This window comes from Enhygromyxa salina (genome assembly GCF_002994615.1).
GTDB lineage: Bacteria > Myxococcota_A > Polyangia > Nannocystales > Nannocystaceae > Plesiocystis > Plesiocystis salina_A.
This window is the reverse complement of sequence record NZ_PVNK01000171.1, coordinates 45,556-63,568: the sequence shown is the minus strand read 5'-3', so window position 1 is coordinate 63,568 and position 18,013 is coordinate 45,556. Positions and strand designations below refer to the sequence as shown.

Genomic DNA, 18,013 nt, shown 5'->3' with positions numbered 1-18,013 from the left:
TTCGCCGAGGGCGCGAAGCCAAAACGCCGCTGTACCGGGCGTACTGCAAGTTTTGGCGACAAAGCCCTCGGCGAAAAGGCCAAGCGAGGCGGCGCGAGGCATTGCACCCCGGGCTGCTAGCAGCCCGCCAGCCACCACCCGAGCACCAGGCCGAGCCCGAGCAGCAAGGCCACGATCAAGGGCCCACGCAGGGAGCTCGGCGGGCGCGGGCGCACACCCGGGAGCGTGGTCGGCGAGTCGGCCTCGGCCTCGGCCTCGGCCTCGGCTCCCGCGTCGCCGCCCTCGCAGGGCCCCGGAAGGCCCCCGCCCGTCGGCACCTTCTCGAGCGCGGCGAGGACCGGCTCGAGCGCTTCGATGTAGGCCTCGGCGTCGGCGAAGCGCAGCATCGGGCGCTTGGCGAGACCTTGGGAGACCAGCTCCTGCAGGCCCTCGTAGTCGGCCAGGAAGGACGCGTGATCGGCCAGCGAGGGCGGCGGCCTGCGCGTGTGCATGATCAGCAGCGCGGGCGCATCGTGGGAGTAGAACGGCCGCCGGCCCGTGAGCATCTCGTAGAGCATCACGGTCGCCGCGTAGAGATCGGCGCGGCCGTCGACCTCCTCGCCCAGCGCCTGCTCGGGCGCCATGTAGGCTGGCGTCCCGAACACCGCCCCGCGCATCGTGAGCTTGTAGGGCGTGCTGGTGTCGTCGGTCGACACCAGCTTGGCGAGGCCGAGATCGAGGAGCTTGGGTACGGCCGGGCCGTCGGGCTGATCGACCATGAACACGTTCTCGGGCTTGATGTCGCGGTGGATGACTCCGCGCGCGTGCGCGTGGCCCAGACCCCGCAGCACGCCGCGCAGGATCTCCAGCGCCCGCGCGCTGGTCAGGGGCTCGTCCGCGTCCATGACCGAACGCAGGACCGCGCCGTCGAGGAACTCCATGACCAGATAGGGCGTGTGCGGAGGCCGCTCGCCGTAGTCGAGGATCTTCACGCAGTTCTCGTGATCCATGCGCAAGATCGCCTGGGCCTCGCGCTCGAAGCGTCGCCGAGCCGAGAGCTCCGCGGCGAGCTTGGGCAGCATCAGCTTGAGCGCCACGGTCGCGCCCGTGTCGAGCTGCGTGGCCTTGTAGACCGTGCCCATGCCCCCGGCGCCGAGCAGCGACTCGATCCGGTAGCGCTCGTCGACGATCTCGCCGAGCGCGAGCTGCGGCTGCTCGGGCTCGTCAGGATCGTCCGCCCACATGTGGCTGAGCTGGCGGTCGACCCGCATGCGACCCACGCCGTCGTCCGCGCCCGACTTCAGATGCATGGTCGCCGCGATCACCTCTGCGCTCGGCACGTCGTCGTTAGCCTCGCCCATGCTCGCGGCCCGCACAATACGACGATCCGCGGCTTTACGCGCCCGAACCGCTCGTGTCCGCGGATCGTCTGGGCTACCCTCCCGCCGTGTCCGTGACCCGCGCGAGCGCGCCCCCGCTGTTCGAGCGGCGCAAATTCTGGGCCCACCGCTTCGGCGTGGCGCCCTTCTTGCCGACCACACGGGCCGAGATGGACGAGCTCGGCTGGGACAGCTGCGACGTCATCATCGTGACCGGCGACGCCTACGTCGACCACGTGAGCTTCGGCGCGGCCGTGATCGGGCGGGTGCTCGAGCATCAGGGCTTCCGGGTCGGCATCCTCGCCCAGCCCGACTGGCGCGAGCCCGAGGCCTTCGCCGAGCTCGGACCCCCCAACCTGTTTTGGGGCGTGACCGGCGGCAACATGGACTCGCTGGTCAACCACTACACCTCGGATCGCAAGCACCGCTCGGACGACGCCTACACCCCCGGCGGCAGCTCGGGCTCGCGCCCCGATCGCGCGGTCATCGTCTACACCCAGCGCTGCCGCGAGGCCGCGCCCGGCGTCCCGGTGATCATCGGCGGCATCGAGGCGAGCTTGCGCCGCATCGCCCACTACGACTACTGGTCCGACAAGGTCCGGCGCAGCGTGCTGCTCGACGCCAAGGCGGAGCTGCTCGTCTACGGCAACGCCGAGCGCTCGATCGTCGAGATCGCCCACCGCCTCGCCGAGGGCGAGCCCGCCAACGAGCTGCGCGACGTCCGAGGGACCGCCGTCGCCGTCCGCGAGCTGCCCGAGGGCTTCGTCGAGATCGACTCGAGCGAGGTCGACCAGCCCAAGGGCCTGGTCAGCCTCCGCCGCCGCGCCCTCGCCCACCCGCGCGAGCGCACGGCCGTGCGCCTGCCCTCATTCGAGACCGTCCGCAACGACAAGGTCCTCTACGCCCACGCGTCGCGCGTGCTCCACCAAGAGGCCAACCCCCACAACGGCCGGGTGCTCGTCCAGCGCCACGGCAAGCGCGACGTCTGGATCAACCCGCCGCCGATCCCCCTGACCACCCCCGAGATGGACGCGGTGTTCGAGCTCCCCTACCAGCGGCGCCCGCACCCGCGCTACGAGGCCGCCAAGATCCCGGCCTACGAGATGATCAAGACCTCGGTCATGATCATGCGCGGCTGCTTTGGCGGGTGCTCGTTTTGCTCGATCACCGAGCACGAGGGCCGGATCATTCAGAGCCGCTCGCGCCGCTCGGTCATCGCCGAGATCGAGAAGATCCGCGACACCGTGCCCGGGTTCACCGGGATCATCTCGGACGTCGGCGGGCCGACGGCCAACATGTGGCGGCTCGGCTGCAAGGATCCCAAGATCGAGGCCGCGTGTCGGCGGCCCTCGTGCGTGCACCCGGGCATCTGCGAGAACCTAAAAACCGACCACAGCGATCTGATCGGCCTGTATCGCGAGGCCCGGGCGCTGCCGGGCATCAAGAAGGTCCTCGTCGCCTCGGGCCTGCGCTACGACCTCGCCGTCGAGTCGCCCGAGTACGTCCGCGAGCTCGCGACCCACCACGTCGGCGGCTACCTCAAGATCGCGCCCGAGCACGTCGCCGAGGGCCCGCTGTCAAAGATGCTCAAGCCCGGGGTCGGGACCTACGAGCGGTTCAAGAAGCTGTTCGATCGCTACAGCGAGCAGGCCGGCAAGGAGCAGTACCTGATCCCCTACTTCATCGCCGCCCACCCGGGCACGAGCGACGAAGACATGCTCGAGCTCGCCCTGTGGCTCAAGCGAAAGCGTTTTCGGCCCGACCAGGTCCAGGCCTTCTTGCCCTCGCCGATGGCCACGGCCACCGCCATGTACCACACGGGCAAGAACCCGCTGCGCAAGCTGACCCGGGCCGAGACAGCCGAGACCGTCACCGTGCCCAAGGGCCTCCAGCGTCGGCGGCTGCACAAGGCCTTCCTCCGCTACCACGACCCCAACAACTGGCCGCTGCTGCGCGAGGCGCTGACGCGGATGGGTCGCGAGGATCTGATCGGCAACGGCAAGGCGCACCTGATCCCGCGCTATCAGCCCGCCGGAACCGGTGGCCTCGGCGAGGGTCGGCGGCGCAAGCAGGGCAACCGGCGGCCGCGCAAGGGCACCGCGCTGACCCAGCACACGGGGCTGCCGCCGCGCCAGACCGGCAACCGCCGCCGCCGCAAGTGAGCCCGGGCTCTACAGCCCGAGCGCCGCGGCGTCGAGGTCGAGCTCGACGACCACCCGATCCTGCAGACGTATCGCCCCGGCCAGCGCCTTGTAGGGCTTGATCCCATGATCCGTCGGCCGGAGGGTGACCCGCGCCGTCACGCGCTCTCCCCCCCGGTCCCCGGCCCGCTCGGCCGTGAACGACAGCGGCCTGCGCACCCCGTGCAGCTCGAGCTCACCCTCAACCTCGACGCGCTCTGCCTCGCGCTCGGTCACCGCGCCGCGAAACGTGATCTTTGGGTGGCGCCGAGTCTCGAGCACCTTGGTCCGCATCGTCTCGCCGACCTTCGCTCGGTCACTGGCCCCGAGCCCGCTCGGATCGAAGCGCGCCCCGTCCATCACCCCGTCGACGACGATCGACCCGGGCTCGAGCTCGGCGACCACTCGCCCGTCCTCGCCCTCGATCGAGAAGCGCTCGACGTGGAGGCGCAGATCGTGAGCGATGCGGGACAGCAGCCCCTCTTTGAAGGTGAACACGCGGATCTGGTGCGTCATGAGTGATCCTCTACCGACAAGCTTGCATGGCAGCGCACGCATGGGAACCCGAGCGCCGTCGCTGCCGGCGGCCCGAGCGAGCCACGCCACCGCGCTCAGCGCAGGTACACCGCGCCGCTCCACCACGGGTACCAGCCCTCGGACTGCCCGCCGCTCTCGCCCCAGCCGATCCGAAACAGGGTCGACGCCGATCCGACCGCGTAGCTCGTGGCCGGCTCGGCCGGGAACGCGGTCTCGCAGCTGGTGCAGGACACCGTGTTCATGACCAGGGCCGCGTAGCTGACCACGGGCCCGTCATCGTCGGCCGATCCAAACGACACGTCACCCGTGTTCGACGGCGCGTCGACGTCGGCGTGGGCCAGCTCCCAGCTCGACTGCACGAAGGAGTTGGGGTTGATCGTCGAGTTATGGCCCTCGCCCGCGTTGGCCTTGATCACGTAGTCGGCCAGATAGAAGGCCTCGAAGCCGGGCGGGAAGATCAGGTCGAACACGTAGGTGTGATCGCCGCCGCCGTCACGCGTGAACGGCCGACACATCATGTCGATGCCCTCGGTCGGCGCGCTCTCGAGCGCGCTCATCTGGGTGTCGAGATCGCCGTTGCACAGGTGCGGCAAGCTGATCTCGGTCCACCCGCCGCCCTCGGTCGTCATGTCGCAGTTGGTCGCGAAGCCGAGCTCGGGGCTCTTGGGCGCGACGATGTAGATGCCGTCGCTGGCGTTGGGATCGAAGTCGAGGATCTCGCGGCAGCTTCGCGGGATCTTGCAGTCGCCGAGGCAGCCGTCCGCGGATCCCGTGTTGCCGTCGTCGCACTGCTCGGGTCCGTTGACGCGGCCGTCGCCGCAGCGCGGGCCGAGAGCGCTGCAGTCGCGGAGGCAGCCGCCGTAGCCGCCGTCGTTGACGCCGTCATCACACTGCTCGTCACCCCCGACGACGCCGTCGCCGCAGACCGGCTCGCCCTCGCCGTCTCCGTCGCCAGTCGGGCCGTCCTCGTCGCCGTCGCCGTCGCCGTCGCCGTCGCCGTCGCCGTCGCCCTCCCCCGACTCGCTCGCGCCTGACCCGCTCGTGTCCTCGTCGAGCCCGGTCCCAATGCCGAAGTCGCGGCCCGCGTCATCGCCACAACCCACGCTCAACCCGGCCCACAGCCCGATCGACACCAAGACCAGCAGGCGCTCGCTCCACATCGATGGACCCATCGCTAGACCCAATCTACCTGTGAGGCGATCTTCGCGCCAGCGCGCCCACGACTCGCTATAATGCGCAGCCATGACCTGGACCTGCTCTCGCTATCTCGGGGTGTCGCTGCTGCTGTCCGCGCTCGGATGCGGCGCTGCCCCCCCCAACGCGACCACAGGCCGCGAGACGGGTGAGACCGAGGCCGACGAGGGCCAGGCAGAGACCGGCGAGAGCGGGACCGAGGGCAGCACCGCGCCCGAGACGGAGACCGGCGGCGAGGCCACCGGCGAGACCGGCGAGCCCGCCTGCGACCCCAACGCCCCCACGCTGGTCGAGCGCGAATACCTCGGCCCCGGCGACAGCCGCGAGGCCGTCGAGCTCAGTGCCTGCAACTACCACGTGTGGTGGGTGTCGGCCGCCGCTGGCAGCGAGCTCACGGTCGCGATCGAGGCGAGCGAGGCCGTCGATCTCGCGATCAGCTACCCCGACGAGCCGAGCTTTGTCGAGACCCTCAGCGCCGCCTCGCTCTCCCCCGCTGGCGCCGTCGAGCTCGTGTCGCCGCGATCGGGCGAGTTCGCCGTGCTCGTGCGCCCGACCAACCCCGGCGACGATCCGCTCCACGAGCTCGACTACGACATCCAGGTCAACTGCACCAACCAGTGCCAGCTCGAGACCACCCGCTTCCCCACGGTCATGGTCCACGGCTGGACCGGGTTCGAGAACATCGGCCCGCTGACCTACTTCTACAACGTCCAAAGCGATCTCGAGGACCTCGGCTACCCGGTCGTGATCGCCGTGCTCGATCCCTACAACTCGGTCGACGTCCGCGGCGAGCAGCTCGCCGACTTCGTCGGCGCGACCCTCCAAAACCAGCGCGCGCGCAAGGTCAACCTCTTCGGCCACAGCCAGGGCGGCATCGACTCGCGCTACGTCGCGTCCGAGGCCGGCGGCGGCTACGGCGATCGCGTCGGCGCGCTGATCACCCTCGGGACCCCGCACTACGGCACGCCCTTCACCGACGTCGCCCTCGGCCTGTTCCCCGGCCCCAGCGAGCAGGTCCTGGTCTTCCTGCTCAACTTCCTCGGCGCCACCCAAAACCAGCAGTCCGACGTCGAGGCCTCGCTCTACACCCTGAGCGAGACCTACATGCAGCACGAGTTCAACGTGATCTACACCGACGACCCGCGCGTCCACTACTACAGCTGGATGGGCCGGACCTGCGTCGCGGCGATCGGCTGCCAGGACGCCGTCGATCCCCTGCTGCTGTTCAGCTACGAGATCCTCTTCGGCATCGCCGGGCCCAACGACGGCCTCGTGCCCGAGTCGAGCGCGGTCTGGGGCGAGTATTTGGGCCTGGTCCCCGCCGACCACATCGACGAGATCGGTCAGATCGCCGGGCTGACCGGGCTCAATTTCGACCACCTCCAGTTCTTCCGCGACAACGCCCGCATGCTGCGCGACGAGCAATTCTGATCACCCCAACTTGCGGCTGACCAGCTCGCGGAGGTGCTCGACGAGGTCCGTGCGCGAGTACGAGCCCTTGGCCAAGACCGAGGCGGCCTTGAGCGAGAGCAGGCGCCGCTCGGACTCGCTCAGCATCTTGGCCGTGACGATCACGACCGGCACCGCGCGCAGCGCAGGATCGGCGCGGAGCTGCTCGAGGACCTCGAAGCCGTCGATCTGCGGCATCATCAGATCCAGGAGCACCAGCCTCGGCTTGTGCGCGCGCATGGCCGCGAGCGCGATCAGCCCGTTTTGGGCCTCCTGGACGTGCCAGCCCGCCTCGAGCACGGCGCGACACAGGAGCTCGCGGGCGTCGGCGTCGTCATCGACGACCAGGACATGGTTGGACCCCGGCCCGAGGCGATAGCGCGACAGCACGCTCAGCAGGCGCTCGCGCGCGACCGGCTTGCTGAGCACGTCGGCGGCTCCGAGCGCGTAGCCCATGCCCGCGTCGGGGACCATCGAGACCAGCACGACCGGCGTGTCGGCGAGCGCCGGGATCTGCTTGAGGCGCGAGAGCACGGCCCAGCCGTCCATGCCCGGCATCATGACGTCGAGCGTGATCGCGTCGGGCTCGTGCTCGGCGGCGAGCTCGAGCGCCCGCGCGCCGCTCGGGGCGCTCAAGACCGCGTAGCCCTCGTTCTCCAGCAAGCGCCGGAGCAGCGCCCGCGACTCGGCCTCGTCGTCGACGATCAGCACGGTCCCGAGCTGCTCGCGCGGCGCCGGCTCGAACACCGCCGCGCCGGTCGAGGTCGGCGCGACGGGATGGACCGCGGGCAGCCACAAGCTGAAGGTCGAGCCGACCTCGCGCTCGCTCCGAACATCGATCCCACCCCCGAGCATCTTGGCGAACTGATCGCTGATCGACAGCCCGAGGCCGGTCCCGCCGAAGCGCCGCGAGGTCGAGGCGTCGGCCTGGGTGAAGGGCTTGAACAGCTTGGGCAGCTGCTCGGCGTCGATCCCGACCCCCGTGTCCTCGATCTCGTAGCGGATCCAGGCCTCGCCCTCGACATCGAGCTCGCGCACGCGCAGCTCGACGCGGCCGCTGTCGGTGAACTTGCACGCGTTGCTGAGCAGGTTGAACAGGACCTGACGCAGGCGCGTGACGTCGGTCGTGATCGTCTTGACGGTGGTCTCGACCGACAGGCTCAGCGCGTTGTCGTTGGCCCGCGCGAGCGGCTTGATCGTGGCCATGACCTCGGCGATCAGCTCGTCGAGCGAGATCGGCTCGATGTAGAGCTCGATCTTGCCGGCCTCGACCTTCGACAGATCGAGGATGTCGTTGATGACCCCGAGCAGGTGCTTTCCGGCCCCGCGGATGCGCTCGAGATCGGGGATGAGGCTCGCGTCGCCGCCGTCTTCGGCGTCTTCGATCAACATCTCGGAGTAGCCGATGACCGCGTTGAGCGGGGTCCGCAGCTCGTGGCTCATGCTGGCGAGGAACTGGCTCTTGGCCAAGCTCGCGGCCTCGGCCGCCTCCATGGCCTTGCTCAGCTCGCGCTCGGTTCGCTCGTGCTCGGCGACCTCCCGCTGGAGCGCGGCCGTGCGCGTGGCCACGAGCTCGTCGAGGCGCGCGAACATCTCGCGTCGCTGCTCCTCCATCCGCGCGCGCTCACTGATGTTGCGGCCGACCGCGACGAACAGACGCTCACCCTGCTCCATGAAGGGCGCGATCACCATCTCCATCGGGATCTCGTGGCCGTCCTTGTGGCGGTGGCGGGTCTCGACCCTGACCGAGCTATTGAGCGGCATCTTTCGCCAGCTCTCGCCGAGCTGCGCCTTGGGGATCGCGCCCACGGTCGGGTTGACGTCGCCGATCTCGAGCTTCAGGAACTCCTCGCGGGTGTAGCCGAGGTTCTCGTGGGCGTAGCGGTTGCTCTCGAGCAGGCGGCCGCGAATGTCATGCAGGACCAGCGTTCCGTGGCTGCGGTCGACGAGCAGGCGGAGGCGACTCAGCTCCTGCTCCATCTCGCGCATCCGCTGCTCGTCGGGCGTGGACTCACTCATTCGCGCTGCTGCTCCCCGGCCGTGGCTCGCCTGGTGTATCTTGCCTTGGTTTCATGGTCACGATTCTGATCGTCGAAGACAGCGAGCTCAGCCGCGACATGCTCAGTCGACGGCTGCGTCGACGCGGCTTCGAGGTCCTGACCGCGGCGGACGCGGAGACCGGCATGGACATCGCACAGCGTGACATGCCCTCGATCATCTTGATGGACATGAGCCTGCCATTGATCGACGGCTGGGAGGCCACGCGCCGGCTCAAGGCCAACGACGAGACCCGAGCGATCCCGATCCTCGCGCTCACGGCCCACGCGATGGCCGGCGACCGTCAATCCGCGATCGAGGCGGGCTGCGACGACTACGACACCAAGCCCGTCGAGCTCCCGCGGCTGCTGGGCAAGATCGAGCGCCTCCTCGCCCTCGCCCAGGCCCGAAGCTAACGCGGCGTTCGCGGGTTGCCTCGTGGTCTCCGTTGGGCGCCGACTCGGAGTAGCATCGCCTCGTGCTCGGCTCGATCTTGTCGTTGACGCTCGCCCTCGGGCCTGGCTTGGGCGCACCCGAAGACGGCAAGCGCTTCTCCCCGCCGCCGATCGAGCACGGCTTCGATCTGCGCGAGAGCTGGGACGACATCTGGCGCCGCTTCGAGGATCGCAACGGCCGGCCCGACCCCCACGGCCCGCTGCTCCAACCCGCGCCCGAGCTGCAAACCCACGAGTACGAGCTGACCCAGGCCGTCGCTGCCCACCCGCTCTACCTCGAGCGCGACTGGAACCTTCGGACCCGCGGCGCGCGGGTGTTCATCCACTCCGACGACGAGTTCTCGTTCTTCAACCAGGTCCGGCTCAAGGAGCAGATGCCGATGGGTAGCGTCGGGGCCCTGGGCATCCGCTACGACCGGATCGAGCTGCGCGAGATCCGAAGCTCGCTGGTTCAGCTCGCCTTCGCGTTCCCGGACATCCGCGGGACCGGGGCCTTCGTCGAGATCCGTCCGATCGCCCGGTTCGAGAAGCCCGACCTCGACATCGAGTTCGCCGCCGGTTGGGCGCGGCCCCACATCGGCCAGATTCAGGCCCGGGTGTTCCTGTTTGATCCCTTCAACAACGCTTCCGATGCCCTGGCCCAAAACCGCGCCGTCGTCCAGGATCTGCGCGTCGTCCAGCGGAGCCCCTCGATCGGGGTCTCGGGCGAGAGCGAGGTGTTCTTGCTCCCGAGCCTCCGCGCTCAGGCCTTCTTCGGCGCGGTCCTGCCCGCCCGGGCGAGCCTCTACTACGCCGACGAAGACAGCGCCGACGTGGTCCGCACCCAGTGGTCGGTGCTCGGCGGCGGCTGGCTCGAGTGGGCGCTGCCCGTGGCCCCGCTGTGGCTCGGCGCGAGCACGACCGTGGTCACCACCTTGCAAGACGACCACGACGAGTTCGGCGAGCTCGTCGACCGCCTGCCCGAGCGAGAGTCGCGGGCGCGGGTCTACATGCTCGCGCACCTCGACAAAGATAGCGTCGGTCGCTTCGTCGGCCGCCTCGAGCTCGAGCTCGCCGGGAGCTTTCGCCTGACCGAGCTGTGGAAGCACGCCTCGCAGTACGGCTCGATCCCCCGCGATCGGAGCTGGCTCGGCATGGTCCGCGCGCTGTGGATGCCCACGAAGCCGTTTGGGATCGAGCTCGGCTACCTCGTGCTCGATCGCTACGCGCCCGGCGACAACGATCTGGCGACCTTCTTGACCGCGACCAACCACCGGCTCAGCACGCGCTTCTCGCTGGCCTTTGATCCGCACGTGCGGATCACCTTCGGGGTTGGCTGGGATCTGGACGACCCTGACAACCCCTACGATCAGGGCGGCATGTCGTTGACGGCGCGCTGGTGAGCGCGAGCAGGGCAGCGAGGTTTTTTTTTCGAGCGCGCAGCGCTTGATTCAGGCCTAGCAGGCTGCTAGTCCGCCAGCCCCTGCGCGTAGACGTAGTCGGCCAGCGCCGCGATCTCCTCGTCGGAGAGCTTGCCCTCGAACGCGGGCATCTCTGCGTTCTCGCCGTAGAGATCAGCCTGGCTCGAATTGCGGATCACCCGAGCGATCCACGCCCGCGTGCCCCGCCCCCAAAACACCGGGGTCCCGACCCCGTCGGCGCCCTTCTCGATCTCGTGGCAGCCCGAGCAGTCGAGCTCGTCCTCCCACAGGGCCGCGCCCTGCTTGGCCAGCTTGGCGTCGTAGGCCGAGGGGTCCGGCTCGTCCTTGCCCTGCTCGCGCAGCTCGAGCAAGAACTCGATGACCGCGTCGAGCTGCTCGTCGGGCAGGTCCTCGACCGAGTAGGCCTCCATCTCCTCGTGGCCCTTGGTCCCGCCGAAGTAGGTCAGCGAGCGCGGCTCTCGCACGGCCCCGCGCAGCCACGCGCGGTCGTTGTAGTGGGTCAGGCTCGGCGCCTCCTCGGCCCCGCGCCCGTCGATCTCGTGGCAGGTCGCGCAGGTCTCCTTGAACACCGCGATCGCCGCGTACTGCGGGTCGTTTTGCCAGACCGCCGTGCCGCCCTCGGGCGGCACCCCCTCGGCCGCGAGCTCGCGGGTGCGCTCGGCGTCTTCGTGGGCCGCGACGAGGCCCTCTTGATAGTGCTCGTTGTTCGCGTCGGCGACGACCGCGAGCGCGGTCAAGACCACGACCCCGACCATGATCAGCCCGACCCCCGCGAGCACGGGGCCGCGCTTTTTCGCCGCCCGCGACTCGGACCGATCAATGAAGGGCAGCGCGAACAAGAAGGTCGCGACCCCGCCCGGGATGATGACCGTGGCGATGATCGACAGCGGCCCCTCGAAGTACTTGAGCAGCTGAAACAAAAACAGGAAGTACCACTCGGGCCGCGCGACGAAATTCGAGGCCGGATCGGCTGGCGCGAACAGCTCGGCGCCGTGGGTCCGGTAGGTCATCCACACCAAGACCGCCCCCGTCACCGCCATCGCGGCCACGTCGATGAACAGCTGGTTGGGCCAAAAAGGCTGGGTCTTGCGCGCGAGCTCCTCGTCAGACAGCGACGCGGGCGGCGTGACCCCGTGGCGACGAAACAGGTACAGGTGGGCCCCGAGCAGGACCGTGAGCGTGACCGGCAGCACGAACACGTGCAGGGCATAAAAGCGCGTGATCGTGAGGTTTCCGTACTGCGCCCCGCCCTGCAGCGTGTGCTGCATCGGCTCGCCGAGCGGCACCGTGCCCATGATCCCCGTCGCGACCTGCGTCGCCCAGTAGCCCTTTTGATCCCAGGGCAAGAGGTAGCCGGTCAGCGCGAACGCGAGCACCAAGCCGCCCATGAACAGCCCCGTCCACCAGTTGACCTCACGCGGCTTGCGGTAGGCCCCGGCGAGCACGACCTGCAGCAAGTGCAGGACCACGACCACGACCATGACCGAGGACCCGTGGTGATGGAGCCCGCGCAAGAACCACCCGCCGGCCACGCGATCTTGAATGAAGGCCGTGCTCGCCCACGCGTCGGTCGCCGAGGGGCTGTAGTAGGTCGCTAGCAGGATCCCGAGCACGACCTGCTGAAGGAACAGGTAGGTCAGGACGCTGCCAAACACGTAGCGAACCCGGGCGCCGCCGGGCACGTCCTCGTCGAGCCCCCCCTTGATCAGCGCGACGAGCCCCGTGCGCTCGTCGAGCCACCCGATGAGCTTCTTGCCGACGCCCATCAGACCTTCACCTTGTCCTCGATGCCCTGCTTGAAGCGCTCGAAGCGGATCGCCAGCAGCTTCCCGTCTTGCTGCTCCTCGAACTCGAGCTGATCGAGCGGGCGCGGCGAGGGCCCGGCCTCGTGGGCGCCGTCGAGCCCAAACGCCGAGTCGTGACACGGACACACGAACTTGTCGGACTCGGCCTCGTAGTCGACCGCGCAGCCGAGGTGCGGGCACACGCTGCTGAAGGCGTGGAGCTGGCCGTCGAGCTCGACGACCCAGGCCGAGCCGATCTTGACGTTCTTGGTCCGGTTCCAGGCGTCGACGCGGTCGGCGAAGATGTCGACCTTGACCGGCACGGCGCCGAACTGATCGCGCTTGCCGACGACCACGAACTCGTCGCCGCCCGACGTGACCTCGACGCCCTCGGCCAGCGGCCACAGCGAGTAGCGCAGCGCCGGCGCCACGACGACCGCGGCCAGCCCGGCCCCGAGCGCCCCGACGCCGACCTTGAGAAACGCCCGGCGGGTGTCGTCGCCCTCGCTCGGGGTCTGCGTGTCTTGCCCTTTTGCTTCGTCGCTCATGTCGCTCCTGTGGTCGACTGAATGTAGCCCAGCAGCGCGTGCCTGCGGCAGCTGCTGACCGAAAGGCCAGCTCGGCTCACTGCGCAGTTTCAGCGTTGGGCAGGGCGACAACACCCTGGACCCAACCGCTGTTACACGATCCTGCGGTACGATGGCGCGCCGTGCCTCGTACGTGGATCCGGGCGACCCTGACCGCCGCGACGCTCGTCGGGCTGTCGCTGAGCGGCTGCGGCAGCGGCCACGCGACGACGGAGTCCCGCGACGCGGCGTCGACCCGGGCCCGCTACGAGGAGACCCGCGAGTCGATCACCCGGCTGGCGCGAGATCTCATGCGCGTCAACGAGGTCACCGGGGTCTCGCTCGCCCTCGTCGACGGCGACGAGGTCGTGTGGGCGACCGGCTTCGGCATGGCCGACGTCGACCGCAAGCTCGAGGCCGGACCCCGCACGGTCTACGACGTCGGCTCGCTGGCCAAGCCGATCACCGCCGCCGCCGTGCTCCAGGCCGTCGAGCGCGGCGAGCTCGACCTCGACCAGCGCCTGGCCACGCTGATCCCCGAGCTCGAGCTCGCCGGGAGCGCCGAGCAGGACATCACCCTCGCCCAGCTCCTCACCCACCAGTCGGGCCTGCCCTCGGACTGGTTCATCCACAGCCTGTCCGAGGCCCCGCCGCCGTGGGAGCAGATCGTCGACGAGATCCAGGGCCTCGAGCTCGCCGCCGAGCCGGGCACGCGCACCGTCTACTCCAACCTCGGCATGACCCTGGCCGGCGTCGCGCTCGGACGCGCGGGCGACCGCCCCTACGAGCAGCGGGTCACCGAGACACTCCTGCGCCCGGCGGGCATGCGCACCGCCTACTTTGCGCGCGGCCCCGAGCCCGAGCCGGTCCTGCTCCCGACCCACGACGGCCCCCACGGCCTCGCCGCGATCGAGCACGCCGCCGCCTACCGCAAGCGCGAGGCCCGGCTCGATCCGGAATTTCGCATGGCCCCGGCCGGGGGCCTCCACGCCAGCGTCCTCGACCTCGCCGCGTTCGCCCGCCTGCTCCTCACCGAGGGCCGCGTCGGCGCCACCGAGGTCCTCAGCCCCGCCTCGGTCGAGGCCATGCTCAGCCCCCACAACGACGAGCTGGCCCTCGATCTCGATCACAGCTTTGGCTACGCGTGGTTCCTCGATCACGCCGAGCTCGACTGGGTCGGGCGCGTCGCCTCGCACGGCGGCCGGACCTACTACCACCACGCGCGCCTGATCCTGCTGCCCGATCACGACCTCGCCGTGGCCGTGGCCAGCAACTCGCTGACCGCCGCCAACGTGATCGAGAGCCTCGCCGTCGAGACCCTGATCTTGGCGCTGCAAGAAAAGCACGGGCTCGAGGCCCCGGCGCCGATCCCCAGCGTCGAGCACTCGGCCTCGCAGACCGAGCACACCGACGCCTTCCTCGACGCCCACGCTGGCGACTACGCGACCAGCATCGGCGTCTCGCGCGTCGGCCTCCACGAGGGCGAGGTCTGGTCCCGCGCCGCCGTCGGCAGCAGCCGCCTGACCCTCGACGGCCCCGACGGCGGCACCGTCGAGGCCATGCCCGGCGCGCGCGTACGCTTCCTCGACGAGGCCGAGCGCCACCTGATGGTCGTGCAGCGCGGCGAGAAGCAGCGGCGCACGGGCGTCCGCCTCGAGCCGCCCGCGCCGCTGTCCGAGCAGTGGCGGGCCCGTGAGGGGCGCTGGACCTTGATCGAGCGCCCCGGCGAGGTCTCGACGATCCGCGCGCCCGCCCTCCACGTCGTCAACGGCCGCCTGACCCTCGAGTTCCTCGGCTTGCTCGAGTACCCGCCGATGCCCGTGGCCATGGCCCTGCGGCCCCTCGACGACGCGCGCGCCCGGATCGAGGGCCTCGCCCGGGGCCAGGGCACGATCGTCGAGTTCCGCGACGGCGGCGACGGCGACGGCGAACATCTGTGGTGGGCCGGTCGCGAGTTTTGCCGCCGGGACTGACCCCGCCCGCGCGAGCTGGCATCATCTGCCCTCGCATGCCTGCCAAAGCTCTGACCGTGCTTCCCTCGCTGCTGGCGCTGGTGCTGGCCGCCCCAGCTGTCGCCGGCCCGCCCGGCGAGCCCGCGCCCGCGCCCGCGGCCAGCCCTGCTCCGGCCGCGCCCGACGGCGACATCTTCCCCTACCCCTGGCAGGAGAAGGTCCTCGCCAACGGCCTGAAGGTCATCGTGATCCCGACGCCGAGCGAGGGCCTGGTCGCCTACCGCACCGTCGTGCGCACGGGCGCCCGCGACGAGTACGAGGAGGGCGCGACCGGCTTCGCCCACTTCTTCGAGCACATGATGTTCCGCGGGACCGAGAAGTACCCGGCCGACAAGTACAACGAGATCGTCACCCGGATCGGCGCCGACTCGAACGCCTACACCTCGACGGACATGACCGTCTACGAGTTCGACATCGCCAAGGAGGATCTCGAGACCGTGGCCGAGATCGAGTCCGACCGCTTCATGAACCTCGCCTACGAGGAGGCCGCGTTCGAGACCGAGGCCGGGGCCGTCTACGGCGAGTACCGCAAGAACCGCTCGAGCCCCTTCTTCGTGCTCTACGAGGCCACCCGCAGCGAGGCCTTCAAGAAGCACACCTACGCGCACACGACCATGGGCTTCGTCGAAGACATCAAGGCGATGCCCAAGAAGTACGACTACTCGCGGAGCTTCTTCAAGCGCTACTACCGGCCGGAGAACTGCATCGTCGTGATCGCCGGAGACGTCGAGCCCGAGCCGACCTTCGCCCTGATCGAGCAGTACTACGCCGACTGGAAGCCCGGCTACGTCGCGCCCAAGATCAAGCCCGAGCCCAAGCAAAAGAAGGCCCGCCGGGCCGAGGTCGAGTACGAGGGCAAGACCCTCCCGCGCGTGTGGATCGCCTACAAGGGCGGCGCCTTCGCCCCGGCCGACCGGACCTGGGTCGCCTCGCTGGTCCTCGCCGAGCTCGCCTTCGGCGAGACCAGCGACATCTACCGCGAGCTGCGGCTCGAGCAGCAGCGGGTCGAGAGCCTCGATGTCGGCGCCGCGACGAGCCGCGACCCCGAGCTGTGGAGCGTGCTCGCCACGATCAAGAGCGAGGACGACGTCGACGCCGTGATCGCTCGAATTGAGCAGACCATCGCCCGCTACCGCGACGAACTCGCCGACCCGGGCCGGCTCGACGCCGTCAAGTCGCACATGCGCTACGACTACCTGCTCGGCCTCGACACCCCGAGCGCCGTCGCCGGGGACGTCGCCCACTTCGTCGGCACGACCGGTGACCTCGCCCAGATCGAGGTGCTCTACCGCGAGCTGTCGGCGGTCACGCCCGAGGACGTCCGCGAGGCCGCGCGCCGCTGGCTCGTCGAGGACCACCGAACAACCACGATCCTGCGCGAGGCCAAGCCCGAGCCAGCGCCCAGCAACAAGTCCAAGGAGGCCCGCTGATGAAGACCTCGAACTCCATCTACCTCGCGGCCGCCCTGCTCGTGCTGCCCGCGTGCAAGGTCGACGGCGAGACCGTCGTCGGCGACGAGACCAAGGCCGACACGACCCAGACCGAGGCCGCCGCGCCCAACAACGCGAGCATCGAGCTCCCGGTCCCGGCCGAGCCCAGCGTCAGCTACGGGGCGTGGTTTCGGGTCGGGAGCCAGGACGACCCCGTCGGCCGTGAGGGCCTCGCGTGGCTGACCGGCGAGCTCCTCGCGGGCGGCGGCACCCAGGATCACCCGTGGCAAGAGATCGTCGAGCTGCTGTTCCCGATGGCCGCGCGCTGGTACGTCAACGTCGACCGCGAGATGACCACGTTCGGCGGCCGCAGCCACCACGAGACCGCCAACGAGTACGCCGCGCTCTTGACCCGGCAGTGGTCCGCGCCCGCCTTCGACCCCAAGGACTTCGAGCGCCTGCGCAGCGAGGGCCTGAGCTACCTCGAGAAGAGCCTGCGCTACGCCTCCGACGAGGAGCTCGGCAAGGCCGGCCTCGAGTGGTTCGTCTACGAGGGCACCCGCTACGCGCACCCCCCGGTCGGGACCGTCGCCGGCCTCCAGGCGATCACCGTCGACGACGTCCGCGCGTTCTACGAGGCCCACTACACCCAAGATCGGGTCGTGTTCGCGATCGGCGGCCGCTACGAGCCCGCCCAGCTCGAAGCGCTCGAGGCCAGCGCCAAGGCCCTGCCAGAGACCGCCAGCGCCCCGCCAGCCCCGCCCCCCGAGGCCGCGCCCTTCACCGGCAAGCACCTCCTGCTGATCGACAAGCCCGGCGCCGACGCCTCGATCTCCTTTGGCCACCCCCTCGACGTCCACCGCGGCGACGACGACTTCTACGCGCTGTGGCTGGCCAACTCCTGGTTCGGCGAGCACCGCAATTCCTCGAGTCACCTGTTTCAGGTCATCCGCGAGGTCCGCGGGCTCAACTACGGCGACTACAGCTACATCGAGGCCTTCCCCCAGGGCGGCCGCCGTCAGATGCCGCCAACCAACGTCGCGCGGCGGGCCCAGCTGTTTCAGGTCTGGATCCGGACCCTGCCCAACGAGCACGCCCACTTCGCGCTCCGGGCCGCCCACCGCGAGCTCGAGGCCCTCGTCGAGGACGGCCTCAGCCAGGAACAGTTCGAGCTCACCCGCGACTTCCTGCGCAAGTACATCCTCCACTTCGCCGACACGACCAGCCAGCGCCTCGGCTACGCGATCGACGATCGTTTTTACGGCATTGAAGGCGAGGGCCACCTCCAACGCTTCGCCGAGGCCCTCGACACCATGACCCTCGAGCAGGTCAACGCCGCGATCAAAAAGCACATCGACCCCACCAAGCTCAAGATCGTGATCGTCACGGGCGAGGCCCAGGAGCTGCGCGACGCGATCGTCGCCGACCAGGCCGCGACGATCGACTACCCCTCGCCCAAGCCGCCCGAGGTCCTCGCCGAGGACAAGGACATCGGCGCACACAAGCTCGGGATCCCGGGCGAGAACGTGAAGATCGTCCCGGTCGACGAGATGTTCGCCAACTAGCAGCCCGGGCTGCAATCCATCGTGT

General features: G+C 69.7%; 13 protein-coding genes. 7 read left to right on the top strand and 6 right to left on the bottom strand.

The window, feature by feature from the left end:
* Positions 1-116 precede the first annotated feature (116 nt).
* Entirely contained in the window at positions 117-1,340 is a 1,224-nt protein-coding gene (locus ENSA5_RS20120) for a serine/threonine-protein kinase (RefSeq protein ID WP_106393301.1), read from the bottom strand.
* 86 nt (positions 1,341-1,426) lie between these two features.
* On the opposite strand from ENSA5_RS20120, the gene ENSA5_RS20115 reads away from it, so the two are divergent.
* On the top strand, positions 1,427-3,520 hold the full coding sequence (locus tag ENSA5_RS20115; RefSeq protein WP_106393300.1) for a YgiQ family radical SAM protein: 2,094 nt from the start codon (positions 1,427-1,429) through the stop codon (positions 3,518-3,520).
* A gap of 9 nt (positions 3,521-3,529) precedes the next feature.
* Here ENSA5_RS20115 and ENSA5_RS20110 read toward each other — a convergent pair whose 3' ends face one another.
* Together ENSA5_RS20110 and ENSA5_RS20105 are read right to left on the bottom strand one after the other, a co-directional pair.
* Entirely contained in the window at positions 3,530-4,054 is a 525-nt protein-coding gene (locus ENSA5_RS20110; protein ID WP_181197968.1) for a YceI family protein, read from the bottom strand.
* Positions 4,055-4,149: 95 nt separating this feature from the next.
* The gene (locus ENSA5_RS20105; RefSeq protein ID WP_258182936.1) at positions 4,150-5,247 is read right to left on the bottom strand and encodes a fibrinogen-like YCDxxxxGGGW domain-containing protein; all 1,098 of its coding nucleotides are present in this window, start codon (positions 5,245-5,247) and stop codon (positions 4,150-4,152) included.
* Positions 5,248-5,317: 70 nt separating this feature from the next.
* Between ENSA5_RS20105 and ENSA5_RS20100 the strand changes: the two genes are divergently transcribed.
* A complete protein-coding gene (locus ENSA5_RS20100; RefSeq protein WP_106393297.1) occupies positions 5,318-6,700 on the top strand; it encodes an esterase/lipase family protein in 1,383 nt (460 codons plus the stop codon).
* On the opposite strand, the gene ENSA5_RS20095 is transcribed toward ENSA5_RS20100, so the two are convergent.
* Positions 6,701-8,737 carry a hybrid sensor histidine kinase/response regulator gene (locus tag ENSA5_RS20095; RefSeq protein WP_106393296.1) on the bottom strand — a complete coding sequence of 679 codons (2,037 nt, stop codon included), beginning with the start codon at positions 8,735-8,737 and terminating at the stop codon, positions 6,701-6,703. It abuts the gene before it with no gap.
* Between the two features lie 53 nt (positions 8,738-8,790).
* Here ENSA5_RS20095 and ENSA5_RS20090 point away from each other — a divergent pair, with 53 nt between their 5' ends.
* Together ENSA5_RS20090 and ENSA5_RS20085 are read left to right on the top strand one after the other, a co-directional pair.
* Entirely contained in the window at positions 8,791-9,171 is a 381-nt protein-coding gene (locus ENSA5_RS20090; RefSeq protein ID WP_106393295.1) for a response regulator, read from the top strand.
* A gap of 62 nt (positions 9,172-9,233) precedes the next feature.
* Positions 9,234-10,592 carry a hypothetical protein gene (locus tag ENSA5_RS20085; protein ID WP_106393294.1) on the top strand — a complete coding sequence of 453 codons (1,359 nt, stop codon included), beginning with the start codon at positions 9,234-9,236 and terminating at the stop codon, positions 10,590-10,592.
* 65 nt (positions 10,593-10,657) lie between these two features.
* Here the strand turns inward: ENSA5_RS20085 and ENSA5_RS20080 are convergent, their stop codons facing one another.
* Both ENSA5_RS20080 and ENSA5_RS20075 read right to left on the bottom strand, forming a co-directional pair.
* A complete protein-coding gene (locus tag ENSA5_RS20080; protein WP_106393293.1) occupies positions 10,658-12,397 on the bottom strand; it encodes a cytochrome b N-terminal domain-containing protein in 1,740 nt (579 codons plus the stop codon).
* On the bottom strand, positions 12,397-12,963 hold the full coding sequence (locus ENSA5_RS20075) for a Rieske (2Fe-2S) protein (protein WP_106393292.1): 567 nt from the start codon (positions 12,961-12,963) through the stop codon (positions 12,397-12,399). Before ENSA5_RS20075 ends, ENSA5_RS20080 begins: the two co-directional genes overlap by 1 nt.
* A 161-nt stretch (positions 12,964-13,124) precedes the next feature.
* Between ENSA5_RS20075 and ENSA5_RS20070 the strand changes: the two genes are divergently transcribed.
* The 3 genes from ENSA5_RS20070 to ENSA5_RS20060 are packed head-to-tail and all read left to right on the top strand — an operon-like array spanning position 13,125 to position 17,988.
* Positions 13,125-14,954, top strand: a complete 1,830-nt coding sequence (locus ENSA5_RS20070) for a serine hydrolase domain-containing protein (RefSeq protein WP_106393291.1) — start codon at positions 13,125-13,127, stop codon at positions 14,952-14,954.
* A 35-nt stretch (positions 14,955-14,989) separates the two neighbouring features.
* Complete coding sequence (locus tag ENSA5_RS20065; protein WP_106393290.1) at positions 14,990-16,423, top strand: M16 family metallopeptidase; 1,434 nt, start codon at positions 14,990-14,992, stop codon at positions 16,421-16,423.
* Positions 16,423-17,988, top strand: a complete 1,566-nt coding sequence (locus ENSA5_RS20060; RefSeq protein ID WP_106393289.1) for a M16 family metallopeptidase — start codon at positions 16,423-16,425, stop codon at positions 17,986-17,988. The genes ENSA5_RS20065 and ENSA5_RS20060 overlap by 1 nt, the downstream gene beginning before the upstream one ends.
* Positions 17,989-18,013: the final 25 nt, after the last annotated feature.